The following is a 21626-nucleotide window of genomic DNA, read 5'->3' as shown; positions in this document are numbered from 1 at the left end:
CGTCGCTACCCACCATTGGCATGACCGGCATGGACCCGGCCACCGAAGGCGCCCTCAAGGCGGCCTTCGAGCAGGCCAATGCACGCCTCGGCAGGACCTGGCAGTTGCTCCCCGAGGCGCAGGCCAGTTTCGTCGTGGTCGACATGGACAGCATGTACGGGCCGATGAGCTGGTTGCGGCTGCACGCCGCCGGCAAGCAGGTGATCGGGCTGACCTCGGCCAAGCGCACCCAGACCGACTTCCACCTGCCGCGGCCGTTCGATGCCGCCAGCGTGCTGGTCCTGCTGCAGTCGCTGGGCCCGGAGATGCCGGCGCCTTCGGCGGAAGCCGCGGCCCCGCAGGCACCGGCGCAGCCTGCCGCGCCTGCAGCACCGGCCGCCCCGGCGCCCGAACCTGTCGCGGCGGAGCCCGCCCCGGTCGCTGCGCCCGCCCCGGTGCGCACGCTCGGCGACTGGTTCGTTCCCGGCGCGCTCGAGTCGCGCGTGCGCTTCTCCCGCGACGGAGGCCCCGACCTCTACATCGATCCGGTCGCCCGCGAATACTACGGTCCCACCGCGCTGAAGCCGCTGGCCGGCTATGTGCAGGGCGCCGTCGACGAACACGATTTCCAGGCCGTCGACGCGGCCGCCTGGGATGCCGCGGTCGCCTCGCTCGGCGCCGCGCAGCCGCTGTCGCGCCTGCAGTGGTTCGGCGGCCTGCTCGCCGGTGGCGGCAAGCTGCTGCCGGGTTTCGACATGGAAAGCCGCTACAAGCTCAGCAAGTGGCCGCAGACCGAACGCGAATATCCGAAGCATTTCCGCATCGCCACCGCGATGATGAAGGGCCCGGCAACGCTGGACGAAGTCGCGTCGGCCAGCGGCGTGCCGCTGCCGGAGGTCGTGGACTTCGTCAATGCCAGCCTGGCCACCGGTTACGCGGAACTCGTGCCAGACCAGCCACCTGAACCGGCCGATACCGGAAAGTCCGGCGGCCTTTTCGGGCGCCGAAAAAAGTAACCAGGGGCTAAAATAGGGGAATGAACGCCTCCCCAGTCGGCAAGAAGAGTTTCGACAGCTGCCCGATCGACGCCGCGCGCTACCCGCTCCTGGCCGCTGTCGACTCCCCCGCCGACCTGCGCAAGCTCGAAGCCGGGCAGCTGCGTGCCGTCGCCGACGAGCTGCGCGCGTACCTGATCGAATGCGTGGGGCAATCGGGCGGCCACTTCGGCGCCGGCCTGGGCGTGATCGAGCTGACCACGGTCCTGCACTATCTCTACGACACGCCGGACGACCGCATCGTCTGGGACGTCGGCCACCAGGCCTATCCGCACAAGATCCTGACCGGGCGCCGCGACGGCATCCGCAGCGTCAAGCAGCGCGGCGGCGTGGCGCCGTTCCCCAAGCGCGAGGAAAGCAAGTACGACACCTTCGGCGTCGGCCACTCCTCGACCTCGATCTCGGCTGCGCTGGGCATGGCGATCGCCAATGCACGCGCCGGCAACGACCGCAAGGTGGTCGCGGTGATCGGCGACGGCGCGATGACCGCCGGCATGGCCTACGAAGCGCTCAACCATGCCGGCGGCATGGATGACGAACCCGACATCCTGGTCATCCTCAACGACAACCGGATGTCGATCAGCGAAGCGGTCGGCGGGCTGACCCGGATGCTCGGCCGCGCCACCGGCAGCCGCACCCTCAACGCGATCCGCGAAGGCGGCAAGAAGATCCTCGGCGACAAGCGCAGCAGCGGTCCGGCGCGCTTCGTGCGCCGCTGGGAGGAACACTGGAAGGGCATGTTCGTGCCGTCCACGCTGTTCGAGGAAATGGGTTTCCACTACACCGGCCCGATCGACGGCCATGACGTCGATGCGCTGTTGTCGACGCTGCGGACGCTCAAGGGGCTCAAGGGCCCGCAGCTGCTGCACGTCATCACCACCAAGGGCAAGGGCTACGAACTGGCCGAAGGCGACCAGATCGGCTACCACGCGGTCTCGCCGTTCGACCCGGACAAGGGCGTGGTGAGCAAGCCGGGTGCCGCGCCGAAGAAGCCCACTTACACCGAGGTGTTCGGCGACTGGCTGTGCGACATGGCCGCGGCCGATCCGAAGCTGCTGGCGATCACCCCTGCGATGCGCGAGGGCTCCGGCCTGGTGCGCTACTCGAAGGAATTCCCGGAACGCTACTTCGACGTCGCCATCGCCGAGCAGCACGCGGTGACGCTCGCCGCCGGCATGGCCTGCGAGGGCGCCAAGCCCGTGGTCGCGATCTATTCGACCTTCCTGCAGCGCGGCTACGACCAGCTCGTGCACGACGTCGCCATCCAGGACCTCGACGTGCTGTTCGCGATCGACCGCGGCGGCGTGGTCGGACCCGATGGCGCGACCCATGCCGGCAACCTCGACCTGTCCTACCTGCGCTGCGTGCCGAACATGGTGGTGATGGCGCCGGCGGACGAGGACGAATGCCGCAAGATGCTGACCACCGGTTTCCACCACCAGGGACCGGCCGCCGTGCGCTATCCGCGCGGCACCGGTCCGGGCGTGGCCATCGATCCCGCACTGGACACCCTGCCGATCGGCAAGGCGCAGCTGCGCCGGCGCGGGGCCGGCATCGCCCTGCTCGCGTTCGGCGCGATCGTGCCGGCCGCCGAGCAGGTGGCTGCCGAACTCGGACTGACCGTAGTGAACATGCGCTACGTCAAGCCGCTGGACCGGGACATGATCCTGCAGCTGGCGGCCTCCCACGACGGTTTCGCGACGCTCGAGGACAACGTGGTCGCTGGCGGCGCCGGCAGCGGCGTGGCCGAGTTGCTCGCGGCCGAAGGCATCGTCATGCCGATGCTGCACCTAGGCCTGCCCGACGCGTTCCAGCACCACGCCAGCCGCGAGCAACTGCTCGCCGAGGCGGGGCTGGATGTCGCCGGGATCCGTGCGGCGCTGTTGCAGCGCTGGCCGCAGCTCGGCCAGGGCCAGGCCGCGGTCGCGCGCTAGATTCAGATCCGTTCGTCCGGCGCTTCGACCGCGTAGCCACGCGCGGCGAGTTCGGAAAGGTAACCGTCGTCGGACAACAGGTTCGAGATCGGCAGCAGGGCGAAGGTCGATTTGTTCTCCGCCAACGCCTTCTCCGCCGCTTCCAGCCACAACGCCTGCATGCGTTCGTCGATGCCGTCGCTGCCACGCTTGCGCAGCAGCGGCGACTCCATGACGGCATCGGCGCAGGCACTGCGGCGCCGACCCGGGTCCGGGAGGGCGCGCAATGCAGCAAGGTCGCCAGCGGCCCAGGCGTTGGCGCGCAGGCGCAGGCGATCGGGACCGGCCTCCAGTTCCTCCACCGTGGCTTCCAGGCAGCCTGCATCGTCGAGGCGGGCATGCTCGGCTTCGGCGAGCAGGGCCTTGGCGTCGGTGACCTTCAACACCCATTTCGGATGGGTTTGGCGCAGGCCGTAGCGCTTGACCGCACGCTCCAGCACGGGCTCGACGATCCCGCCCTGGACGAGGTCGTTGTCCTCCAGCGCCTCTTCCCAGAGCTCGCCCGCGGCGAATACCGGGCGCATGCGCTCAGCCTTGCGGCCGCTGCCCAAGTAGCGTTCGCGCAAGGGCATCCAGCGCGCGTACAGCGGTTCGGAGAGCACGTCGCGCAGGTGCGCACCATCGGGGTTCTTGCGCGCGCCATAGACCCTGGGCAACAGGAACACACTGCGCAGGAATCCGCCCGCCTCGACCGAAAAACCCATCACCGGCTGCCGGATCAGTTCCTGCGAGGCTGCAAGGATTTCCTCGACGCGCTCCGACTGCCAATGCATGCGTCGCGGCAACGGCGCCTGCGTACCGAGCACCCACATGACGTGGTCGCCCTTGCTGACCTTCCACAGTCCGGGGCCGGGCAGCGCGCCGGAAACGACGACCGGGGCGACATCGCGGATTGGTGCGGCGCTGTCCTGGGCGAACGCCGTGGAAGTGGCACCGGACACCAGGAGCACGAGGGACAGCGCGCGAAACGTGCGGAAACACATGGGGACTCTCCTTCCGTGGGGAGCTCCTCGGACCATGAATGCGCACCCGAGTTCCCGGGTGCGGAAGGACATCAGCCGTCGATGCGTACGCCGGTGGCGTCGATACGGATCTCGCGCTCGGGCGGCAGGATGCCGTTGCCGTCCTCGGCCAGGTGCTCGGCCGCTTCCTTCGACAGCTGCTTGACCGACAGCACGCCGTACACCTCGGCCGGGCCGCTGGCGTCCTTCGGGATCGCGAAGGCGTGGTCGTGCATCATCACCCGCGCGACCTGGCCGTCGTCCTCGAGCATCATCCAGCAGCCTTCCTTCTGGCAGACCTCGGTGATGCGGCCGCTGAAACGGTTGGCCTTGCCTGCGTAGGCGTCGGTGTCGGCCGCGGCCACGGAGATCGGCACGGCCGAGGCTTCGGGCAGCGCCTCGCCATAGGTCTTCGGCTCGCCCGCGAAGGCGGCCGGCGCGAGCAGCAGGATGGACAACGGAATCAGCAGTGACTTGCGCATGCGTGTGTCCTGCGAAGAAAGATGGTCGGGGTAGCCGGATTCGAACCGACGACCCTCTGCCCCCCAGGCAGATGCGCTACCAGGCTGCGCTATACCCCGACGCGGGTTGGAGATTATAGCCGGTCGGCTACCGTCGCAGGAGCTGCAGGACCTCTTCCAGCTCCATCCGCACCTGGCGGACGATCTGCGAGCTCATGGTCGCTTCCTGGCGGGCACCCTCGCCGTCCAGGCGCAGGCGGGCGCCGCCGATGGTGTAACCCTGTTCGTACAGCAGGGCGCGGATCTGGCGGACCATCAACACGTCATGGCGCTGGTAGTAGCGGCGGTTGCCACGGCGCTTGACCGGCTTCAGCGACGGGAACTCGGTTTCCCAGTAGCGCAGCACGTGCGGCTTCACGTCGCACAGCTCGCTGACCTCGCCAATGGTGAAATAACGCTTTGCCGGGATCGGGGGCAACTCCCGGTTGCTGCCAGGGTCAAGCATGCGTCACCCCGGCGCCGGCATAGGCCTCGACCCGCTCCTTGAGCTTCTGCCCCGGGCGGAAGGTCACCACGGTACGGGCGGTGATCGGAATCTCCTCGCCGGTCTTGGGGTTGCGGCCAGGGCGCTGGTTCTTGCGCCGCAGGTCGAAGTTGCCGAAGCCCGACAGCTTGACCTGGCGGCCCTGCTGCAGCGCCTCGCGCAGCACGTCGAAGAAGGCGTCGACGAACTCCTTCGCCTCGCGCTTGTTCAGCCCGACGTCCTCGTAGAGCCGCTCGGCCATTTCCGCCTTGGTCAACGCCATTACGTGTTCCCCTGCCGCAACAACAAATGAATACGCCCTTCAGGCCCGGATCGCGGCCCCGTGGTCGCGTTCCAGCGCGGCGGTCACCGAAGCCACTACGGTGTCCACGTCGCGATCGGTCAATGTGCGCGATTCGTCCTGCAGAATCAAGCCCATAGCGAAACTCTTGAATCCGGATTCCACACCCTTGCCGGCGTAGCGGTCGAACAGGCGCAGGTCGCGCAGGAACGGGCCCGCAGCGCCCCTGGCGCTGGCCGAGACCGCCGCCCAGGACACCGCCTCCGGGACCACGAACGCGAGGTCGCGGCGCACGGACGGGAACCTGGACAGGGCGACGGCCCGCGGCAGCGGCCGCGCCAGCAGCGGCTCCAGGTCCAGCTCGAAGGCCACCACATCGACGTCCAGGTCCAGCGCCTTCTGCAGGCGCGGGTGCAACTGGCCGATCCAGCCGATCCGGGCGCCATCCCTGAATACGTCGGCCGAGCGCCCCGGGTGCCCCCACGGCGCAGACGATGGCCGATACTCCAGCTCCGCACGCGCCAGCGCCGCCAGGCTGTCGAGATCGCCCTTGACGTCGTGGAAGTCCACGTCGCGCTCGGCGATGCCCCACTGCTCCGCGGCAGCGGTCCCACAAACAGCGCCCGCCACCCGCAGGGTTTCCACCGGCGCACCTGCTTCCCGGCTACCGGCTCCCGGCTCCCGGCTCCCGAACACCTTCCCGATCTCCGACAGCCGCACGCGCGGCTGCTGTCGCGCTGCATTGCGCGCCAGCGACTGGACCAGGCCCGGCAGCAGCGAGGTGCGCATCACGCCGAGTTCCGCGCTCAACGGATTGGCCAGCGCGACCGAACCGGCGTCCAGGCTCCAGTCGGCCAGCAGGGTCGCGTCGACGAATGCGAAGTTGATGGTGTCGAGGTAGTCGCGGGCGGCCAGCTGCGCGCGCACCAGGTCCTCGCCCACGCGGGTCTCGGACGGCGCGGCCAGGCGGGTCGAACCGCCCGGAAGGGTTGCCGGGATCGCGTCGTAGCCGTGGATGCGCGCGACTTCCTCGATCAGGTCTTCCTCGATCGCGATGTCGAAACGGCGCGGCGGCGGCACGACCTGCCAGCCGTCGGCCGTGGCCGTGGCTTCCAGCCCGAGCGAAGCGAGGATGCGCTCGACATCCGCATCGGCGATGGCGATACCGAGCACGCGCGCCAGGCGCGCGCGCCGCAGCGCCACCGGCGGGCGGCCCGCCAGGGCGCCGGCGATCGACGCTTCCGTCACCGGGCCGGGCACGCCGCCGGCGAGGTCGACGACCAGGCGGGTGGCGAGCTCGATCGCAGTGCGCGGCAGCTCCGGATCGACGCCGCGCTCGAAACGGTGGGCGGCGTCGGTGTGCAGCCCGAGCCGGCGGCTGCGGCCGATGATCGCCTCGGGCGCGAAATGCGCGGCCTCGAGGAAGACGTTGCGGGTGCCGTCGCCGACCTTGGTGTCGTCGCCGCCCATGATGCCGCCCAGGCCGACCGCACGGTCGGCGTCGGTGATCACCAGGAACTGCGCGTCGAGTTCGGCCTCGTCGCCGTTGAGCAGGCGCAGCGTTTCGCCGGCGCGCGCCGCGCGCACGCCGATGGGGCCGCGCAGCAGGTCGCGATCGTAGGCGTGCATCGGCTGGCCCAGTTCCAGCATCACGTACTGGGTGATGTCGACCAGCAGGCTCAACGGGCGGATGCCGCTGCGGCGCAAGCGTTCGACCATCCACGCCGGACTCGGGCGGGTCGCATCGATGCCTTCGATGACGCGGCCCAGATAACGCGGCGCGCTCGCGCCGGCCTCGAGGCGGACTTCCATCCGCGCCTCGCCCGTCGCGGCCACTGGCGCGGCATCGAGCGGCTTCACCTGCGTGGCGAACGCGGCCGCGACGTCGTAGGCGATGCCGCGGATGCTGAAGCAGTCGCCTCGGTTCGGAGTCAGGCCGAGTTCGAACACCGTGTCGGGCAGGCCGAGGTACTGCGCCAGCGGGGTGCCGGCCGGCGCATCGGCGGGCAACTCCAACAGGCCGGAGGCGTCGGCATCCAGGCCCAGCTCCCTGGCCGAGCACAACATGCCGTTGGATTCGACACCGCGCAGCTTCGCGGCCTTGATGGTGATTTCGCCGACGCGTGCGCCTACCGTGGCCAGCGGCGCCACGAGGCCGGCACGCGCATTCGGCGCACCGCACACGATCTGCAGAGGTTCGGCGCCACCGACGTCGACACGGCACACCTGCAACCGCTCGGCATCCGGATGTCGGCTGCATTCGACGATGCGCGCGACGACCACGCCGTCGAGCTGTTCGCCGATGCGCTCGGTGCCTTCCACCTCAAGGCCGATCATCGTCAGCCGGTGCTCCAGCGCCGCGCTGTCGGCGTCGATGGTCACGTGCTGGCGCAGCCAGTTCTCGGAGAATTTCATCAGCGGGCCTCAGGCGAACTGGCGCAGGAAACGCACGTCGTTCTCGAAGAACGCGCGCAGGTCGTTGACGCCGTAGCGCAGCATCGCCAGGCGCTCGACGCCCATGCCGAAGGCGAAACCGGTATAGCGCTCCGGGTCGATGCCGACGGCGCGCAACACGTTGGGATGGACCATGCCGCAGCCCAGCACCTCGAGCCAGCGCGACTGGCCGTCTTCGCCGCCCTCACCAGGCGTGCTCCATTTGATGACGACGTCGGCGCCCGGCTCGACGAAGGGGAAATACGTCGGCTTGAACAACATCTCGAAGTCGCGCTCGAAGAAGCCGCGCAGGAATTCGGAAATGGTGCCCTTGAGGTCGGCGAAGGTCGCATGCTCGTCGATCAGCAGACCCTCGACCTGGTGGAACATCGGCGAATGGGTCTGGTCGCTGTCGCTGCGGTAGACCTTGCCCATGGCGATCATGCGCAACGGTGGCTGGCCGCCGCCTTCCAGCAGGTCGCGCATGTAGCGCACCTGCACGCCCGACGTATGGGTGCGAAGCATGCGGCCGATACCGCCGTCGCCGGGGAGGTAGAACGTGTCGTGCATCGCCCGCGCCGGATGGTGCGGCGGGAAGTTCAGCGCCTCGAAGTTGTGCCAGTCGTCCTCGATCTCGGGGCCGTCGGCGAGTTCGTACCCGAGCTGGCCGAAGATCGCGGCGATGCGGTCCATCGCCCGGGTCAGCGGGTGCAGGCCGCCACGACCGCCATCACGGCCCGGCAGGGTCACGTCGATGGCTTCGCCCGCCAGGCGCGCGTCCAGCGCCGCCTCCTCGAGCTCGACCTTGCGCGCGGACAGCGCGGCGCCGATCGTGTCGCGCACCTTGTTGATCGTCTCGCCGGCGGCCTTGCGCTGGTCGCCGGGCAGCGCGCCCAGGGACTTGAGCTGCGCGGTGATGCTGCCGGACTTGCCCAGCAGCGACACCCGCAGCGCCTCCAGCGCGTCTGGCGAACCAGCCGCGGCGATGTCGGCAAGTGCCTGCCGCCCCAGTTCCTCGATTCCTGACATTCCGATCCCCAGAAAACGAAACGGGGAAGGACTCGCGCCCTTCCCCGTTGCGTGTATCACGTTACCCTGGGAGCCGCCATCGCGGCCCACGGGTCGACCTTACGCCGCGAGAGCGCCTTTCGCCTTTTCGGCCAGCGCCGCAAAACCCTTCGCGTCGTGCACGGCGATGTCCGCCAGCACCTTGCGATCCAGGGTGATGCCGGCCTTCATCAGTCCGTTGATGAAGCGGCTGTAGCTCATGCCGTTGATGCGGGCCGCGGCGTTGATGCGCGCGATCCACAGGGTGCGGAACTGGCGCTTCTTCTGCTTGCGGCCGATGTAGGCGTACTGCAGCGCCTTCGTGACCGCCTGCTTGGCGACGCGGAAGACCTTGCGACGGGCGTGGTAGTAGCCCTTGGCCTGCTTGAGAACCTTCTTGTGACGGCGGCGCGCCTGCACGCCACGCTTGACTCGTGCCATTGTTCAGCCCTCCTCAGAGATACGGAAGCATGCGGTCCAGACGGCCCGCGTCCTCGGCACGAACATGGTTCGTCTGCCGCAGGTTGCGCTTCCGCTTGGTCGCCTTCTTGGTGAGGATGTGGCTCTTGTTGGCGTGGCCGCACTTGTACTTGCCGGAAGCGGTCTTCCGGAAGCGCTTGGCCGCCGCCCGATTGGTCTTGATCTTGGGCATTGGGGAATCCTTGCGAAATCTGGTTACTGGCCTGGGCGGCAGCTCCTGCGGAATGCAGTCGCCACGCTTTCCGTCCTGCCCGTGCCGGTCGTAAGTCGTTGATTCGCAATGAATCCCCGACGGGTCCTGTCCCGGCCGAAACCGGGCCGGCCATTATGCCATCATTTTTTCTTCGGCGCGATCATCATGACCATCTGCCGCCCTTCCAGGCGGGGCCGGGACTCGATCACGATGTCCTCGCCCAGGTCGGCCTCGATCCGGGCCGCCATCTCCCGGCCCAGTTCCTGGTGGCTCATTTCGCGGCCACGGAAGCGGATGTTGACCTTGATCTTGTCGCCTTCCTCGAGGAAGCCCCGCATCTTGCGCAGCTTGATCTGGTAGTCGCCCTCGTCCGTGACCGGACGGAACTTCACTTCCTTGATCTCGACCTGCTTGGTCTTCTTCTTGGCCAGGTTGGCCTTCTTCTGGGCCTCGAACTTGAACTTGCCGAAGTCCATGATCCGGCAGACCGGCGGATCCGCGTTGGGCTGGATCTCGACCAGGTCCAGGCCCTCGTCCTCGGCCATGGCCAGTGCCTCGTCGCGCGAGAGCACGCCGATCATCTCGCCATCGCTGCCGATCACGCGCACGCGGGGCACGCGGATCTCGTTGTTCTTGCGGTTCTGCTTTTCGGGGGTGCTGATGTTGCGATCTCCGGTTATTGATTGCGCAGGTGCGACACGAAGTCGGCGACGGACATTGTCCCCAGATCCTCGCCACCACGGGTGCGCACCGCGACCATGCCATTGTCGCGCTCACGGTCGCCCACGACCAGCAAAAATGGCACGCGCTGCAGCGTGTGCTCGCGGATTTTATAGCCGATTTTCTCGTTGCGCAAATCGGTTTCGACCCTGAACCCTTGATTTGTAAGGGTTTTCTGAACCTCTTTCACCCATTCAGCCTGGGCGTCGGTGATGTTCATCACGACCGCCTGGACCGGGGCCAGCCAGGCCGGGAACTGCCCTGCATGGTGCTCGATCAGGATCCCGATGAAGCGTTCCATGGAGCCCACGATGGCCCTGTGAAGCATGACCGGATGGCGCTTCTGGCTGTGCTCGTCGACGTACTCGGCACCCAGGCGCCCGGGCATCATGAAGTCGACCTGCATGGTCCCCAGCTGCCAGGTCCGGCCGATGGCGTCCTTCAGGTGGTATTCGATCTTCGGGCCGTAGAAGGCGCCCTCGCCCGGCAGCTCCTCCCACTCCACGCCGGCCGTGCGCAGGGCCGAACGCAGGGCGTCCTCGGCCTTGTCCCAGGTGGCGTCGTCGCCGAGCCGCGGCTCCGGGCGCAGGGCCAGCTTGACCTGCACGTCGGTGAAACCGAAATCGGCATAGACCTTCATCGCCTGGACGTGGAACGCGGTGACCTCGGACTCGATCTGGTCCTCGGTGCAGAACACATGGCCGTCGTCCTGGGTGAAGCCGCGTACGCGCAGGATGCCGTGCAGCGCGCCGGACGGCTCGTTGCGGTGGCAGGCCCCGAATTCGCCATAGCGGATCGGCAGGTCGCGGTAGCTGTGCAGGCCCTGCTTGAACACCTGCACGTGGCCCGGGCAGTTCATCGGCTTCAGCGCGTAGGTGCGCTTCTCCGACTCGGTGAAGAACATGTTGTCCTGGTAATTGTCCCAGTGACCGGACTTCTTCCACAACTCCACGTCCAGGATCTGCGGGCAGCGCACCTCGCCGTAGCCGGTGTCGCGGTAGACCTTGCGCATGTACTGCTCGACCACCTGCCACACGCTCCAGCCCTTCGGATGCCAGAACACCAGGCCCGGCGCCTCTTCCTGCAGGTGGAACAGGTCCTGCTGCTTCGCGATCCGCCGGTGGTCGCGCTTCTCGGCCTCCTCCAGCATCGTGAGGTAGGCCTTCAGGTCCTTGTCGTTCAGCCAGGCGGTGCCGTAGATGCGGCTTAGCATCTGGTTGTTGTGGTCGCCGCGCCAGTAGGCGCCGGCAACCTTCATCAGCTTGAAGCTGCGCAGCTTGTCGGTCGACGGCACGTGCGGGCCGCGGCACAGGTCGGTGAACTCGCCCTGGGTGTACAGCGACAGCTCCTCGTTGGCCGGGATCGACTCGATGATCTGCGCCTTGTACTCCTCGCCCATGTCGCGGAAGAACTTCGTGGCCTCGTCGCGCGACTTGACGCTGCGCGAGACCTGGTGCGCTTCCTTCACGATCTTCTGCATTTCCGCCTCGATCGCCGGCAGGTCCTCGGGCGTGAACGGGCGCTCGTAGGCGAAGTCGTAGTAGAAGCCGTTGTCGATCACCGGGCCGATGGTGACCTGCGCGCCGGGGAACAGGCGCTGCACGGCCTGGGCCAGCAGGTGGGCGGTGGAGTGGCGCAGGATGTCCAGCGCCTCGGGCGACTTGTCGGTCACGATCGCCAGCTCGGCGTCGTGGTCGATGCGGTGGCTGGTGTCGACCAGCTTGCCGTCGACCTTGCCGGCCAGCGCGGCCTTGGCCAGGCCGGCGCCGATCGAGGCGGCAACCTCGGCCACCGTGACCGGGTTTTCGAATTCGCGGCGCGAGCCGTCGGGAAGGGTAATGGCGATCATGTTTCGGGGCCCGGATAAAACGAAAGCGCCCAAGGGCGCTCGCAGGATGCAACCTTGGGAAGGATCAACGATGGCCGTTGGTAGTGTCCATGTCGCACCTGCCTCGTCTCGTGTGCCGGGCCACGCCGGTCAAGGCGTGGTGGGCGGTACAGGGTTCGAACCTGTGACCCCTACCATGTCAAGGTAGTGCTCTACCGCTGAGCTAACCGCCCGGTGCCCCTGTCGCGCGTACCACAGGGGGTCGCGAATTCTAGCCTGCCAGGCTGGCTTCCTTCAACCGCCGGATCTGGTCGCGGACGCGGGCGGCCTCCTCGAACTCCAGGTCGCGGGCATGCTGGAACATCCTCTGCTCCAGCTCCTTCATCTTCGCGCCGGCCTGGGCCGGCGTCAGGCGGCCGTAGTCCTCGGCCGGCTCGGCGACCTTGCGGCCCTTGCCGCGCCCGACCTTGACCGTGCCGGGTTCGGCGCGGGCGCCTTCCATGACGTCCATCACCGCCCGCTTCACGCTCTGCGGGGTGATGCCGTGCTCGGCGTTGTACTCGAGCTGCTTCTGCCGGCGGCGGTCGGTTTCCTCGATCGCGCGCTGCATCGAGTTGGTCACCCGGTCGGCATACAGGATGGCCTTGCCGCGCAGATTGCGAGCGGCGCGGCCGATGGTCTGGATCAGCGAGCCGGTGGAGCGCAGGAAGCCTTCCTTGTCGGCGTCGAGGATCGCCACCAGCGAGACCTCGGGCATGTCCAGGCCTTCGCGCAGCAGGTTGATGCCGACGATCACGTCGAACTTGCCCAGGCGCAGGTCGCGGATGATCTCGACGCGCTCGACCGTGTCCACGTCCGAGTGCAGGTAGCGCACGCGCACGCCATGCTCGGACAGGTATTCGGTGAGGTTCTCGGCCATGCGCTTGGTCAGCGTGGTGACCAGCACGCGGTCGCCCATGGCCACGCGCTCGTTGATCTCGCCCAGCACGTCGTCGACCTGGGTCGCGACCGGACGGATCTCCACCTGCGGGTCGACCAGGCCGGTGGGGCGCACAACCAGTTCCGTGACCTCGCCCTCGGACATGCGCAACTCGTACGGGCCCGGCGTCGCCGACACGAAGATCGCACGCGGCGCCCTGCCCTCCCACTCCTCGAAGCGCAGCGGGCGGTTGTCCAGCGCCGATGGCAGGCGGAAGCCGAATTCGACCAGGGTTTCCTTGCGCGAGCGGTCGCCCTTGTACATCGCGCCGATCTGCGGAACGGTGACGTGCGATTCGTCGACCACCAGCAGCGCGTCGCTCGGGAGGTAGTCGAACAGGCAGGGCGGCGGTTCGCCCGGCATGTAGCCGGTCAGGTGCCTGGAATAGTTCTCGATGCCGTTGCAGTAACCGACCTCGGCCATCATCTCCAGGTCGAACTGGGTGCGCTGGGCCAGCCGCTGCGCTTCCACCAGCTTGTTGTCGGCATACAGCTGCTCCAGGCGCTCGCGCAGCTCGGCCTTGATCGTCTCCACCGCATCGAGCACGGTGCGGCGGGTGGTGACGTAGTGCGATCCGGGATAGATGGTGTAGCGCGGCAGCTTGCGCAGGGTCTCGCCGGTGAGCGGGTCGAACATCGACAGGCTTTCGATCTCGCCGTCGAACAGCTCGATCCGCAGCGCCTCCGAATCCAGTTCCGCCGGATGCACGTCGATGACCTCGCCACGCACCCGGTAGGTACCGCGCGTCAGGTCCATCTCGTTGCGCTCGTACTGCATCTCGGTCAGGCGGCGGATCAGTTCGCGCTGGTCGATGCGCTCGCCGCGCACCATGTGCAGCACCATCTTGTGGTACTCGCCCGGGTCGCCGAGGCCGTAGATCGCCGAAACGGTGCAGACGATGATCGAATCGCGGCGCTCCAGCAGCGCCTTGGTCGCCGACAGGCGCATCTGCTCGATGTGCTCGTTGACCGAGCTGTCCTTGTCGATGAACGTGTCCGAGGACGGGATGTAGGCCTCGGGCTGGTAGTAGTCGTAGTAGCTGACGAAGTATTCGACCGCGTTGTTAGGGAAGAACGCCTTGAACTCGCCGTACAGCTGCGCCGCGAGCGTCTTGTTCGGCGCCATCACAAGGGTCGGCTTCTGCACCTGCTGGATGACGTTGGCGATGGTGTAGGTCTTGCCCGAGCCGGTGACGCCCAGCAGGGTCTGGCGGGCGAGCCCGGCCTCGAAACCCGAGACGAGTTTCGCGATCGCCTGGGGTTGGTCGCCCGCCGGTTCATACGGCGCGACCAGTTCGAACCTGCTGCTGTCGTCGGACATCCCGCCAGTCTATCGCGCGCGGCAATTCCCTACCCCAATCCCGGCTGTCCGCCGATCCACGCGTGGATGCGCCCGCGCGACGCTGGACGCCGGCCCATCGGACCCATCCCCATGCGCATCCTGCCCACGCTGCCCGGATTCACCGTCATCGAGGCCCTGCTGGCCATGCTGATTGCCGCGCTGTTGCTGGGCACCGCGATCCCGGCCTGGAGTGCGGCCAGCGAGGCGGCGCGGGCCGCCGAGGCACGCAGCCTGCTGCAGTCGACGCTGGACGTGGCCATGCGCCATGCCACGGTGACCGGCAGCGAAGTGGTGGTATGCCCCGGGGACGGCGATGGCTGCCGGGATACCTACGACTGGAGCGGTGGCTGGCTGGCCTGGGCCGACCTCGACGGCGACCGCCGCGTGGATCCGTCCGAAGCCCTGCTCCGCGAGGAGCCCGCCCTGGCCGGCGAAGTCCACCTGCGCACCACGCCAGGCCGCCGTCGCCTCGTGCTGCACCCGCACGGTGGCGCGGCGGCCGGAACCAACGCCACCTTCACCTTGTGCGATGGCCGCGGAACCGCCAAGGCCGTTGCCCTGGCGCTGGCCAGCAGCGGGCGACTGCGTTCGGTGCGGCCTGCACCCGCCGTAGCCCGCGCATGCATGGAGCCGCTCTGAACGAAAAAGGCCCGCATCGCTGCGAGCCTCTTGCACTGCCTGGATCTGGCGCCCGAAGCTGGACTCGAACCAGCGACCCCCTGATTAACAGTCAAGTGCTCTAACCAGCTGAGCTATTCGGGCGGGGCCGCATATTGTGCCGATGGCGCCACAGCGGCGCAACCACGCCGGCCCGGCAGCGTGACCTCTGACACCCGCCCCTGCGCCCGGCGCGGCGCTATTGTCGGGCGATGCCCCACCCAGGGGCTGCCGCGCCGACCCCGGCGCGGGCCCCTATCCCTCGGAGTCCCTCGTGAGCATGAAACCCAAAGTCCTGCTGCTGTCCCTGGCCGTCACGGCCGCCCTCACGGCCTGCCAGAAGGACGCCCCGGCGCCCGCTGCCGACGCCGGCCACTCCGCCGCCCCGACCGCGATGGAGTTGCCGCCCACGTCCGCGTTCGCCATCGCCGACCTCGACACCAGCGTCGATGCCTGCGCCGACCTCGACGCCTTCGTGAACGGCAAGTGGCTCGCCGCCAACCCGGTGCCTTCCGACCGCACCACCTGGGGCAGTTTCGAGATGCTCGACGAGCGCTCCGAAGTGGCCAGCCGCAACATCGCCGAAGCCGCTGCCGCCGATGCCAATGCCTCGGGCGTGGCCAAGCTGGTCGGCGACTTCTATGCCACCGGCATGGACGAGGCCGCGATCAACGCCGCCGGGCTCGCTCCGATCCAGCCGATCCTGGACCGCATCGACGCCATCGCTTCGCCCGCCGACGTCGCCCAGTACCTGCGCGACGAGTTCGCCGCGGGCCGCGGCGAGGTGTTCCACTTCTTCGGCGATGCGGACTTCAAGGATTCCTCGACCGTGATCGCCTACGCCTACCAGGGCGGGCTCTCGCTGCCGGAGAAGGGGTACTACACCGAAGACGGCAAGGACGGCGCCTACAAGAAGATCCGCGAAGCCTACGTCGCCCACGTCAGCCGCCAGCTGCAGAACGCCGGCGTCGCGAAGGAAGACGCCGACAGGCAGGCTGCCGACGTGCTCGCGTTCGAGACCCGCCTGGCCGAGGCCTCGATCTCGCGCGTGGACATGCGCGACCCGAACAACCAGTACCACTTCGTCTCCCTCGCCGACGCCGACAAGGGCGCGAAGAACTTCAAGTGGTCGGAGTTCTTCGCCTCGCAGGGCGTGACGCTCGACGGCTTCTCGCTGTCGCAGCCGAAGTTCTTCGCCGAGTTCGACAAGATGCTCGCCGACGTGCCGGTGGAGCAGTGGAAGGCCTACCTGCGCATCCAGGCGATCGACGGCATGGCGCCGTACCTGGCCGACACCTTCGCCAACGAGCGTTTCGACTTCTTCAGCAAGGAACTGCGCGGGCAGAAGGAACAGAAGCCGCGCTGGAAGCGCGTGCTCGACGCTACCGAAGGCAACGTCGGCGAGGCGCTGGGCCAGATCTACGTCAAGCAGTACTTCCCGGCCGAATCCAAGGCGGCGATGGAGAAGCTCGTCGACAACCTGCGTGCCTCGCTCAAGAGCCGCCTGGAACAGCTCGACTGGATGAGCGACGAGACCAAGGCGCGCGCCGTCGAGAAGTGGGACAGCTTCATGCCCAAGATCGGCTACCCGGACAAGTGGCGCAGCTGGGACGGCCTGGCGACGAGCCGCGAGGGCTACGCGCAGAACATCCTGGCCGCGGCCAAGTTCAACCGCGACTTCGAGATCGGCAAGATCGGCAAGCCGGTGGACCGCACCGAGTGGGGCATGAGCCCGCAGACGGTCAACGCGTACTACAACCCGTCGCAGAACGAGATCGTGTTCCCGGCCGCCATCCTGCAGCCGCCGTTCTTCGATCCGAAGGCCGACCCGGCGCTCAACTACGGCGGCATCGGCGCGGTCATCGGCCACGAGATGCTGCACGGCTACGACGACCAGGGCAGCCAGTTCGACGCCAAGGGCAACTTCGCCAACTGGTGGCAGGACTCCGACCGCAAGGGCTTCGAGGCGCGCACCGCCCGGCTGGTGCAGCAGTTCGACGACTACGAGTCCATCGACGGGCTGCACGTCAAGGGCCAGCTGACCCTGGGCGAGAACATCGCCGACCTGGGCGGCCTGACCGTCGCCCACGACGCGATGATGAAGGCCCTGGCCGACGCGGGCACCGATCCGGCGCAGGAGATCGACGGGTATACCCAGGACCAGCGCTTCTTCATCAACTGGGCCACGGTGTGGCGCCGCAACTACACCCCCGACGAGATGAAGGTGCGCCTGAACACCGATCCGCATGCGCCGGCGAAGTTCCGCGCGATCGGCGCGCCGTCGAACATGCCGGCGTTCGCCCAGGCGTTCCAGTGCGAGCCCGGCGACGCGATGGTGCGCGACGGCGACAAGCGCGTGGTCATCTGGTAACCGCCGCTACCGCGGCACTGCCCAAGGGGCCCGGCATCGCCGGGCCCTTTCTGTTTCCGGCACTGGAATCGTGATGCGTGTTCACGGAAGCTGCGCGGCCCGTTGCTAGACTCCCGGCGTCCGAACCGGAGTCCGCGATGCCGAAGCTGCGAGTGCTGGCGCTTACCCTTGGCCTGGTCGCCACGACGACGCTGTTGTCGACCAGCGGCGATGCAGCCGCGCAGCGCAGGAAGGCAAAGGCGAAACCGCCTGCCTTCACCCCGCAGTGCACGGATTTCCACGCCCACGCAAACGCGGCCTGGCTGGACGCGAACATGATCGTCGCCGGCAGTGGCGCCGAGTCGGCCCTCGGACAGCTGGCCGACAACGCGCACAGGCAGCAGGTCGCGCTGCTGGACGAATACATGCAGAACGCCCAGGGTGGTGTCGCCAAGTTGCTCGGCGACTTCTGGGCCAGCGGCCTGGACGAGGCGGCGATCGAGCGCGACGGTGCTAACCCGGTGGCGCCGCTGCTCTCACGCATCGATTCCATCCGGCGCAGCAAGGACATCCCGGCCGCGGTCGCGGCGCTGCACCAGGTCGGCATCCCGGTGCTGTTCAACTTCGGTGCCGACGTCGACCTGGCCGACCTCGGGCGCCATATCGGGTATTTCAGCCAGGGCGGGCTGGGGCTGCCCGGTGCGGCGTACTACACCCGCGAGGACGCCGACACCCGGGCGCTGATGGAGCGCTATCGCGACTACGTCGGCAAGATCCTGGTCCTCACCGGCAGCAAGCCGCCCCAGCTCGAGGCGGACATCAATGCAGTGCTGGACCTCGAGACCCGCATCGCCAGGGCGTCGAAGCCGCTAAGCCTGATGCGCGACCCGCGCGACAACTACGCCCTGGTCGCCGTGGCCGGCCTCGACAAGCAGTTCCGCCACCTGCAGCTGCAGTCGTTCCTGCAGGCCCAGGGCGTGTCCGACGAGAGCGTGTCGCTGGCCAACCCGCAGCTGTTCGCGCAGCTCGACGCGCTTGTCGCCCAGCTCAAGCCCGCGCAGTGGAAGACCTACCTGCGCTACCAGGTCGGCGCGTCGATGGCGCCCTACCTGTCCAAGACCTGGCGCGACGCCGACTTCGAATTCCGCGGCGTGGTCCTGCGTGGCGAAACCGCGCCGCCCCCGCGCCGGCAACAGGTGCTGGACGCGATGAACCATGCCGCCGGGCCGATGCTGGGCCGCGAGTACGTCGGCCGCTACCTGCCACCGGCCGCCCGCGCACGCGCGACGGAGATCGCCGTGGAGGTGCGCGATGCGCTTGGCCGTGGCATCGAGCGCAACACCTGGATGGGGACCGAGGCGAAGGCCGAGGCCAGGGCCAAGCTCGCTGCGCTCAAGATCGAGGTCGGCGCGCCGGTGCGCGACCTGGACTTCACCGTGCAGCCGATGGGCCGCGGCAGCTTCGGCGGCAACATGCTGATCGCCTCGACCTGGCGCCACCGCGAGGAAATGAAGCGGATCGGGCGCGGCAATGCCGACCGGCGCTGGAACGTGCTGCCGCAGCAGCCGGCGCTCGCCTACGACCCGGCGCAGAACCGGCTGATCGTCACCGCGGCGGTGCTCCAGCCGCCGGTGTTGCAGATGGCCCGCGCGGACGCGGCCAACTACGGCGCTTTCGGCGCCCTCGTCGGACATGAGCTGACCCACGGTTTCGACGATATCGGCCGCTACATCGATGCCACCGGCGCACTGCGCGACTGGTGGACTCCCGCCGACGCCACCGCCTGGGGCGCGCGGCTCGCATCGCTGGCGTCGCAGTACAGCGGCGAACCGCGCGGCGAGGACGCCGCCGACCTGGCTGGCGTGGAACTCGCCCTCGATGCATTGCTGGCCGCGAAGCCGGAACTGGATCTCGCCAGCCGCCAGGATTTCTACGCCGGCTGGGCGGGGCTGTGGCCGAAGCAGATGTCGCCCGACGTGGCCGCGCGGGTGTCGGCGACGGGGCTGCACGCACCGGGCCGCTGGCGCAGCAATGGCCCGCTGATGAACGACCCGGGCTTCGCGGAGGCGTTCTCGTGCAAGCCCGGGGCGCCGATGCAACGCCCAGCCGCCGAGCAGGTGAAGATCTGGCGTTAGCCTCCTACCTGACGATGCGTGGGCGCGGCGGACCGCGCCGGCCGAACGGCGGTTGCCCGCGCCAGTAGCGGATCAACAGCCAGCCGAAGAGCATGCCGCCCAGGTGCGCGAAGTGGGCAACGCCCGGCTGCAGGCCGGTAGCGCCGAGGAACAGCTCGATCGCGCCGTAGACGATCACCAGCGTGCGCGCCTTCATCGGGATCGGCGGGATCAGCAGCATCACCCGGTGGTGCGGGAACAGCATCCCGTAGGCGAGCAGCAGGCCGAACACGCCGCCTGAGGCGCCGAGTGTCGGATACGCCCCGCCACCCTGGGCCATGCTCCAGGCGCCCACGGCAAGCTGGCACAGTCCGGCGCCGGCAATGCACACCAGGAAGTAGGTCAGGAATCGCTTGTTGCCCCAGGTGTATTCCAGCGGCGCGCCGAACATCAGCAGCGCCAGCATGTTGAACGCGACATGGGCAAAACTGCCGTGCAGGAAGCCGTAGGTCAGCAACTGCCACGGCAGGAATGTGGTCGACATCGCGAACGGATCGGCGCTGCCGGCACCCAGCGGCCACAACATGAATGCGGCGAAGAACGCATCGCCCAGCAGCTGCTGCAACAGGAACGCCACGCCGTTGGCGATCAGCAGCGCCTTGGTGATCGGGGGGATGTTGGAGAACATGCGGCCATGATACCGGGCAGGCGTGGGCGCCGTGTTCAGCGCCGGCCCCAGATCTCCGCGTCCAGGTCGGCCTCCACCCGGGGCATGCGCACCCTGCCCCGCTCCACCTTGACCCCCTCGGCACGCAGCCGCTGCGATTGCTCGCGGTAACCGCTGGACCCTTCCGCAAAGGCAATGCGCCCATCGGAACGCAGCACCCGGTGCCAGGGCAGGGTGGGATCGGTATTGCCGCTCAATACCCTGGCCGCGAGGCGCGCCCGGCCGGGGAGTCCGGCGCGACGGGCGACTTCGCCGTAGCCGGCCACCTGCCCGCGCGGGATGGCGCGGACCGCGGCGAGGATGCGTTCGTGCGAGGCCGGCTTGTCCGCGCCGCCGCCCACATCACGCCCAGCCGAGGAGCTCGAACAGGCGCAGCAGGAGATAGGCGATGCCGCCCGCCGCCGGGATCGTCAGGATCCAGGCCCAGATGATCCGCTCGATCACGGTGATCTTCAGCGCGCGCGGGTTCTTGGCGAAACCCACGCCCATGATCGCGGTGGAGATGCTGTGCGTGGTCGAGACCGGCATGCCGAAGTGCGCGGCCGTCACCAGGATCGTGGCAGACGCCGACTCGGCCGCGAAACCGTCGATCGGGTGCAGCTTGACCATCTTGTGGCCCAGCGTCTTGATGATGCGCCAGCCGCCGGCGGCGGTGCCCGCCGCCATCACCAGCGCACAGGTGGTGATGATCCACGGATCGATGCCGTTCTCGTCGCCGTTCGGATGCAGGAACGACAGCCAGCCCGGCAGGTCGTCGAGGACGCCGTTGCTCTGCGCGGCGAACACGGTCAGGGCGATGATGCCCATGGTCTTCTGCGCGTCGTTGGTGCCGTGGGCATAGCCCATGTACCCCGCCGAGACCAGTTGCGCCTTGCCGAAGAAGGCATTGACCCAGCGCGGCCGCGACAGCGGCGACAGCAGGCGGCCGCCGAAGCGCCGCAATCCGGCGATCAGCGAATACAGCAGGACCATGATCAGCACGCCGAGGGTGAAACCGGCGATCGGCGAGCTGATCATCGGCACGAGCACCTTCCACAGCAGTCCGCCGTTCTTGGTCCAGCTGCCCACTTCCTGCGACCAGATCAGCGCGTTCCAGTCGTTGTGCGCCGCGGCCAGGGCGGCGCCGCACAGGCCGCCGATCAGCGCGTGCGAGGACGAGGACGGCAGGCCCAGCCACCAGGTGATCAGGTTCCAGGTGATGCCGCCGCCCAGCGCGCACAGCAGCACCTGCGAAGTGACGTTCACTACCTCGGTGTCGACCAGTCCGGAGGAGATGGTCTTGGCCACCGCCGTTCCCATGAACGCGCCGATCAGGTTCATGGTCGCCGCCAGGATCACCGCCTGGCCTGGCGACAGCACCTTGGTGGCCACGACCGTGGCGATGGAGTTGGCGGTGTCGTGGAAGCCGTTGATGAACTCGAACACGAGGGCCGCGAGCACCACGACCAGGACCAGGGCCAGCAT

At 68.2% G+C, this 21626-nt stretch carries 19 protein-coding genes and 3 tRNA genes; 5 read left to right on the top strand and 17 right to left on the bottom strand.

The features are described 5' to 3' along the window. Window positions 1-20 precede the first annotated feature (20 nt). Together QAA18_RS01615 and dxs are read left to right on the top strand one after the other, a co-directional pair. A complete protein-coding gene (locus QAA18_RS01615) occupies window positions 21-995 on the top strand; it encodes a hypothetical protein (RefSeq protein WP_279410503.1) in 975 nt (324 codons plus the stop codon). A gap of 20 nt (window positions 996-1015) precedes the next feature. Then, complete coding sequence (dxs, locus tag QAA18_RS01610) at window positions 1016-2968, top strand: 1-deoxy-D-xylulose-5-phosphate synthase (RefSeq protein ID WP_279410502.1); 1953 nt, start codon at window positions 1016-1018, stop codon at window positions 2966-2968. A 2-nt stretch (window positions 2969-2970) separates the two neighbouring features. Here the strand turns inward: dxs and QAA18_RS01605 are convergent, their stop codons facing one another. From QAA18_RS01605 to uvrB, 13 genes are all read right to left on the bottom strand, one after another. Further along, complete coding sequence (locus QAA18_RS01605; RefSeq protein WP_279410501.1) at window positions 2971-3990, bottom strand: TraB/GumN family protein; 1020 nt, start codon at window positions 3988-3990, stop codon at window positions 2971-2973. 71 nt (window positions 3991-4061) lie between these two features. Then, window positions 4062-4490 carry a DUF4920 domain-containing protein gene (locus QAA18_RS01600; RefSeq protein WP_279410500.1) on the bottom strand — a complete coding sequence of 143 codons (429 nt, stop codon included), beginning with the start codon at window positions 4488-4490 and terminating at the stop codon, window positions 4062-4064. A gap of 22 nt (window positions 4491-4512) precedes the next feature. Beyond that, window positions 4513-4589, bottom strand: a tRNA-Pro gene (locus QAA18_RS01595). Window positions 4590-4617: 28 nt separating this feature from the next. Then, on the bottom strand, window positions 4618-4974 hold the full coding sequence (locus tag QAA18_RS01590; RefSeq protein WP_279410498.1) for a MerR family transcriptional regulator: 357 nt from the start codon (window positions 4972-4974) through the stop codon (window positions 4618-4620). Then, window positions 4967-5275 carry an integration host factor subunit alpha gene (locus tag QAA18_RS01585; protein WP_279410496.1) on the bottom strand — a complete coding sequence of 103 codons (309 nt, stop codon included), beginning with the start codon at window positions 5273-5275 and terminating at the stop codon, window positions 4967-4969. Before QAA18_RS01585 ends, QAA18_RS01590 begins: the two co-directional genes overlap by 8 nt. 39 nt (window positions 5276-5314) lie before the next feature. Continuing rightward, window positions 5315-7708 (bottom strand): phenylalanine--tRNA ligase subunit beta, encoded by a 2394-nt coding sequence (pheT, locus tag QAA18_RS01580; protein ID WP_279410495.1) that lies wholly within the window; start codon window positions 7706-7708, stop codon window positions 5315-5317. A 9-nt stretch (window positions 7709-7717) separates the two neighbouring features. Further along, complete coding sequence (pheS, locus tag QAA18_RS01575; RefSeq protein ID WP_279410493.1) at window positions 7718-8755, bottom strand: phenylalanine--tRNA ligase subunit alpha; 1038 nt, start codon at window positions 8753-8755, stop codon at window positions 7718-7720. A gap of 99 nt (window positions 8756-8854) precedes the next feature. After that, complete coding sequence (rplT, locus tag QAA18_RS01570; RefSeq protein ID WP_279410492.1) at window positions 8855-9214, bottom strand: 50S ribosomal protein L20; 360 nt, start codon at window positions 9212-9214, stop codon at window positions 8855-8857. 13 nt (window positions 9215-9227) lie between these two features. Continuing rightward, complete coding sequence (gene rpmI / locus QAA18_RS01565; RefSeq protein WP_027083463.1) at window positions 9228-9425, bottom strand: 50S ribosomal protein L35; 198 nt, start codon at window positions 9423-9425, stop codon at window positions 9228-9230. A 161-nt stretch (window positions 9426-9586) separates the two neighbouring features. After that, the gene (gene infC, locus QAA18_RS01560; protein ID WP_279410560.1) at window positions 9587-10108 is read right to left on the bottom strand and encodes a translation initiation factor IF-3; all 522 of its coding nucleotides are present in this window, start codon (window positions 10106-10108) and stop codon (window positions 9587-9589) included. A 14-nt stretch (window positions 10109-10122) separates the two neighbouring features. Beyond that, complete coding sequence (gene thrS, locus QAA18_RS01555) at window positions 10123-12015, bottom strand: threonine--tRNA ligase (RefSeq protein WP_279410487.1); 1893 nt, start codon at window positions 12013-12015, stop codon at window positions 10123-10125. Window positions 12016-12152: 137 nt separating this feature from the next. Then, window positions 12153-12227 (bottom strand) — tRNA-Val (locus tag QAA18_RS01550). A 38-nt stretch (window positions 12228-12265) separates the two neighbouring features. Then, a complete protein-coding gene (gene uvrB, locus QAA18_RS01545) occupies window positions 12266-14293 on the bottom strand; it encodes an excinuclease ABC subunit UvrB (protein WP_279410485.1) in 2028 nt (675 codons plus the stop codon). Between the two features lie 111 nt (window positions 14294-14404). Here uvrB and QAA18_RS01540 point away from each other — a divergent pair, with 111 nt between their 5' ends. Next, window positions 14405-14953: a GspH/FimT family protein gene (locus tag QAA18_RS01540; RefSeq protein WP_279410483.1), complete on the top strand. Its 549-nt coding sequence runs from the start codon at window positions 14405-14407 to the stop codon at window positions 14951-14953. A gap of 46 nt (window positions 14954-14999) precedes the next feature. Here the strand turns inward: QAA18_RS01540 and QAA18_RS01535 are convergent. Beyond that, window positions 15000-15076, bottom strand: a tRNA-Asn gene (locus QAA18_RS01535). A gap of 175 nt (window positions 15077-15251) precedes the next feature. Here QAA18_RS01535 and QAA18_RS01530 point away from each other — a divergent pair. Both QAA18_RS01530 and QAA18_RS01525 read left to right on the top strand, forming a co-directional pair. Next, a complete protein-coding gene (locus QAA18_RS01530) occupies window positions 15252-17342 on the top strand; it encodes a M13-type metalloendopeptidase (protein ID WP_279410482.1) in 2091 nt (696 codons plus the stop codon). Between the two features lie 137 nt (window positions 17343-17479). Beyond that, window positions 17480-19456: a M13 family metallopeptidase gene (locus QAA18_RS01525; RefSeq protein ID WP_279410481.1), complete on the top strand. Its 1977-nt coding sequence runs from the start codon at window positions 17480-17482 to the stop codon at window positions 19454-19456. A gap of 4 nt (window positions 19457-19460) precedes the next feature. Here the strand turns inward: QAA18_RS01525 and QAA18_RS01520 are convergent, their stop codons facing one another. The 3 genes from QAA18_RS01520 to QAA18_RS01510 are packed head-to-tail and all read right to left on the bottom strand — an operon-like array spanning window position 19461 to window position 21626. Then, window positions 19461-20123, bottom strand: a complete 663-nt coding sequence (locus QAA18_RS01520) for a rhomboid family intramembrane serine protease (RefSeq protein WP_279410479.1) — start codon at window positions 20121-20123, stop codon at window positions 19461-19463. Between the two features lie 35 nt (window positions 20124-20158). Beyond that, window positions 20159-20503 carry an MGMT family protein gene (locus QAA18_RS01515; protein ID WP_279410477.1) on the bottom strand — a complete coding sequence of 115 codons (345 nt, stop codon included), beginning with the start codon at window positions 20501-20503 and terminating at the stop codon, window positions 20159-20161. A gap of 1 nt (window position 20504) precedes the next feature. Next, entirely contained in the window at window positions 20505-21626 is a 1122-nt protein-coding gene (locus tag QAA18_RS01510) for an inorganic phosphate transporter (RefSeq protein WP_279410558.1), read from the bottom strand.

The sequence above is a fragment of the Luteimonas sp. 8-5 genome, from assembly GCF_029763755.1.
Taxonomy (GTDB): Bacteria; Pseudomonadota; Gammaproteobacteria; order Xanthomonadales; family Xanthomonadaceae; genus Cognatiluteimonas.
The sequence above is the reverse complement of the archived record's forward strand: the minus strand, read 5'-3'. Positions and strand labels throughout refer to the sequence as shown.

What these genes read in the sequence shown, in the direction of transcription:
- QAA18_RS01615 (WP_279410503.1), top strand. Translation starts at nt 21, where the DNA reads ATGACCGGCATGGACCCGGCCACCGAAGGCGCCCTCAAGGCGGCCTTC.
- dxs (WP_279410502.1), top strand. Translation starts at nt 1,016, where the DNA reads ATGAACGCCTCCCCAGTCGGCAAGAAGAGTTTCGACAGCTGCCCGATC.
- QAA18_RS01605 (WP_279410501.1), bottom strand. Translation starts at nt 3,990, where the DNA reads ATGTGTTTCCGCACGTTTCGCGCGCTGTCCCTCGTGCTCCTGGTGTCC.
- QAA18_RS01600 (WP_279410500.1), bottom strand. Translation starts at nt 4,490, where the DNA reads ATGCGCAAGTCACTGCTGATTCCGTTGTCCATCCTGCTGCTCGCGCCG.
- QAA18_RS01590 (WP_279410498.1), bottom strand. Translation starts at nt 4,974, where the DNA reads ATGCTTGACCCTGGCAGCAACCGGGAGTTGCCCCCGATCCCGGCAAAG.
- QAA18_RS01585 (WP_279410496.1), bottom strand. Translation starts at nt 5,275, where the DNA reads ATGGCGTTGACCAAGGCGGAAATGGCCGAGCGGCTCTACGAGGACGTC.
- pheT (WP_279410495.1), bottom strand. Translation starts at nt 7,708, where the DNA reads ATGAAATTCTCCGAGAACTGGCTGCGCCAGCACGTGACCATCGACGCC.
- pheS (WP_279410493.1), bottom strand. Translation starts at nt 8,755, where the DNA reads ATGTCAGGAATCGAGGAACTGGGGCGGCAGGCACTTGCCGACATCGCC.
- rplT (WP_279410492.1), bottom strand. Translation starts at nt 9,214, where the DNA reads ATGGCACGAGTCAAGCGTGGCGTGCAGGCGCGCCGCCGTCACAAGAAG.
- rpmI (WP_027083463.1), bottom strand. Translation starts at nt 9,425, where the DNA reads ATGCCCAAGATCAAGACCAATCGGGCGGCGGCCAAGCGCTTCCGGAAG.
- thrS (WP_279410487.1), bottom strand. Translation starts at nt 12,015, where the DNA reads ATGATCGCCATTACCCTTCCCGACGGCTCGCGCCGCGAATTCGAAAAC.
- uvrB (WP_279410485.1), bottom strand. Translation starts at nt 14,293, where the DNA reads ATGTCCGACGACAGCAGCAGGTTCGAACTGGTCGCGCCGTATGAACCG.
- QAA18_RS01540 (WP_279410483.1), top strand. Translation starts at nt 14,405, where the DNA reads ATGCGCATCCTGCCCACGCTGCCCGGATTCACCGTCATCGAGGCCCTG.
- QAA18_RS01530 (WP_279410482.1), top strand. Translation starts at nt 15,252, where the DNA reads ATGAAACCCAAAGTCCTGCTGCTGTCCCTGGCCGTCACGGCCGCCCTC.
- QAA18_RS01525 (WP_279410481.1), top strand. Translation starts at nt 17,480, where the DNA reads ATGCCGAAGCTGCGAGTGCTGGCGCTTACCCTTGGCCTGGTCGCCACG.
- QAA18_RS01520 (WP_279410479.1), bottom strand. Translation starts at nt 20,123, where the DNA reads ATGTTCTCCAACATCCCCCCGATCACCAAGGCGCTGCTGATCGCCAAC.
- QAA18_RS01510 (WP_279410558.1), bottom strand. Translation starts at nt 21,626, where the DNA reads ATGCTGGCCCTGGTCCTGGTCGTGGTGCTCGCGGCCCTCGTGTTCGAG.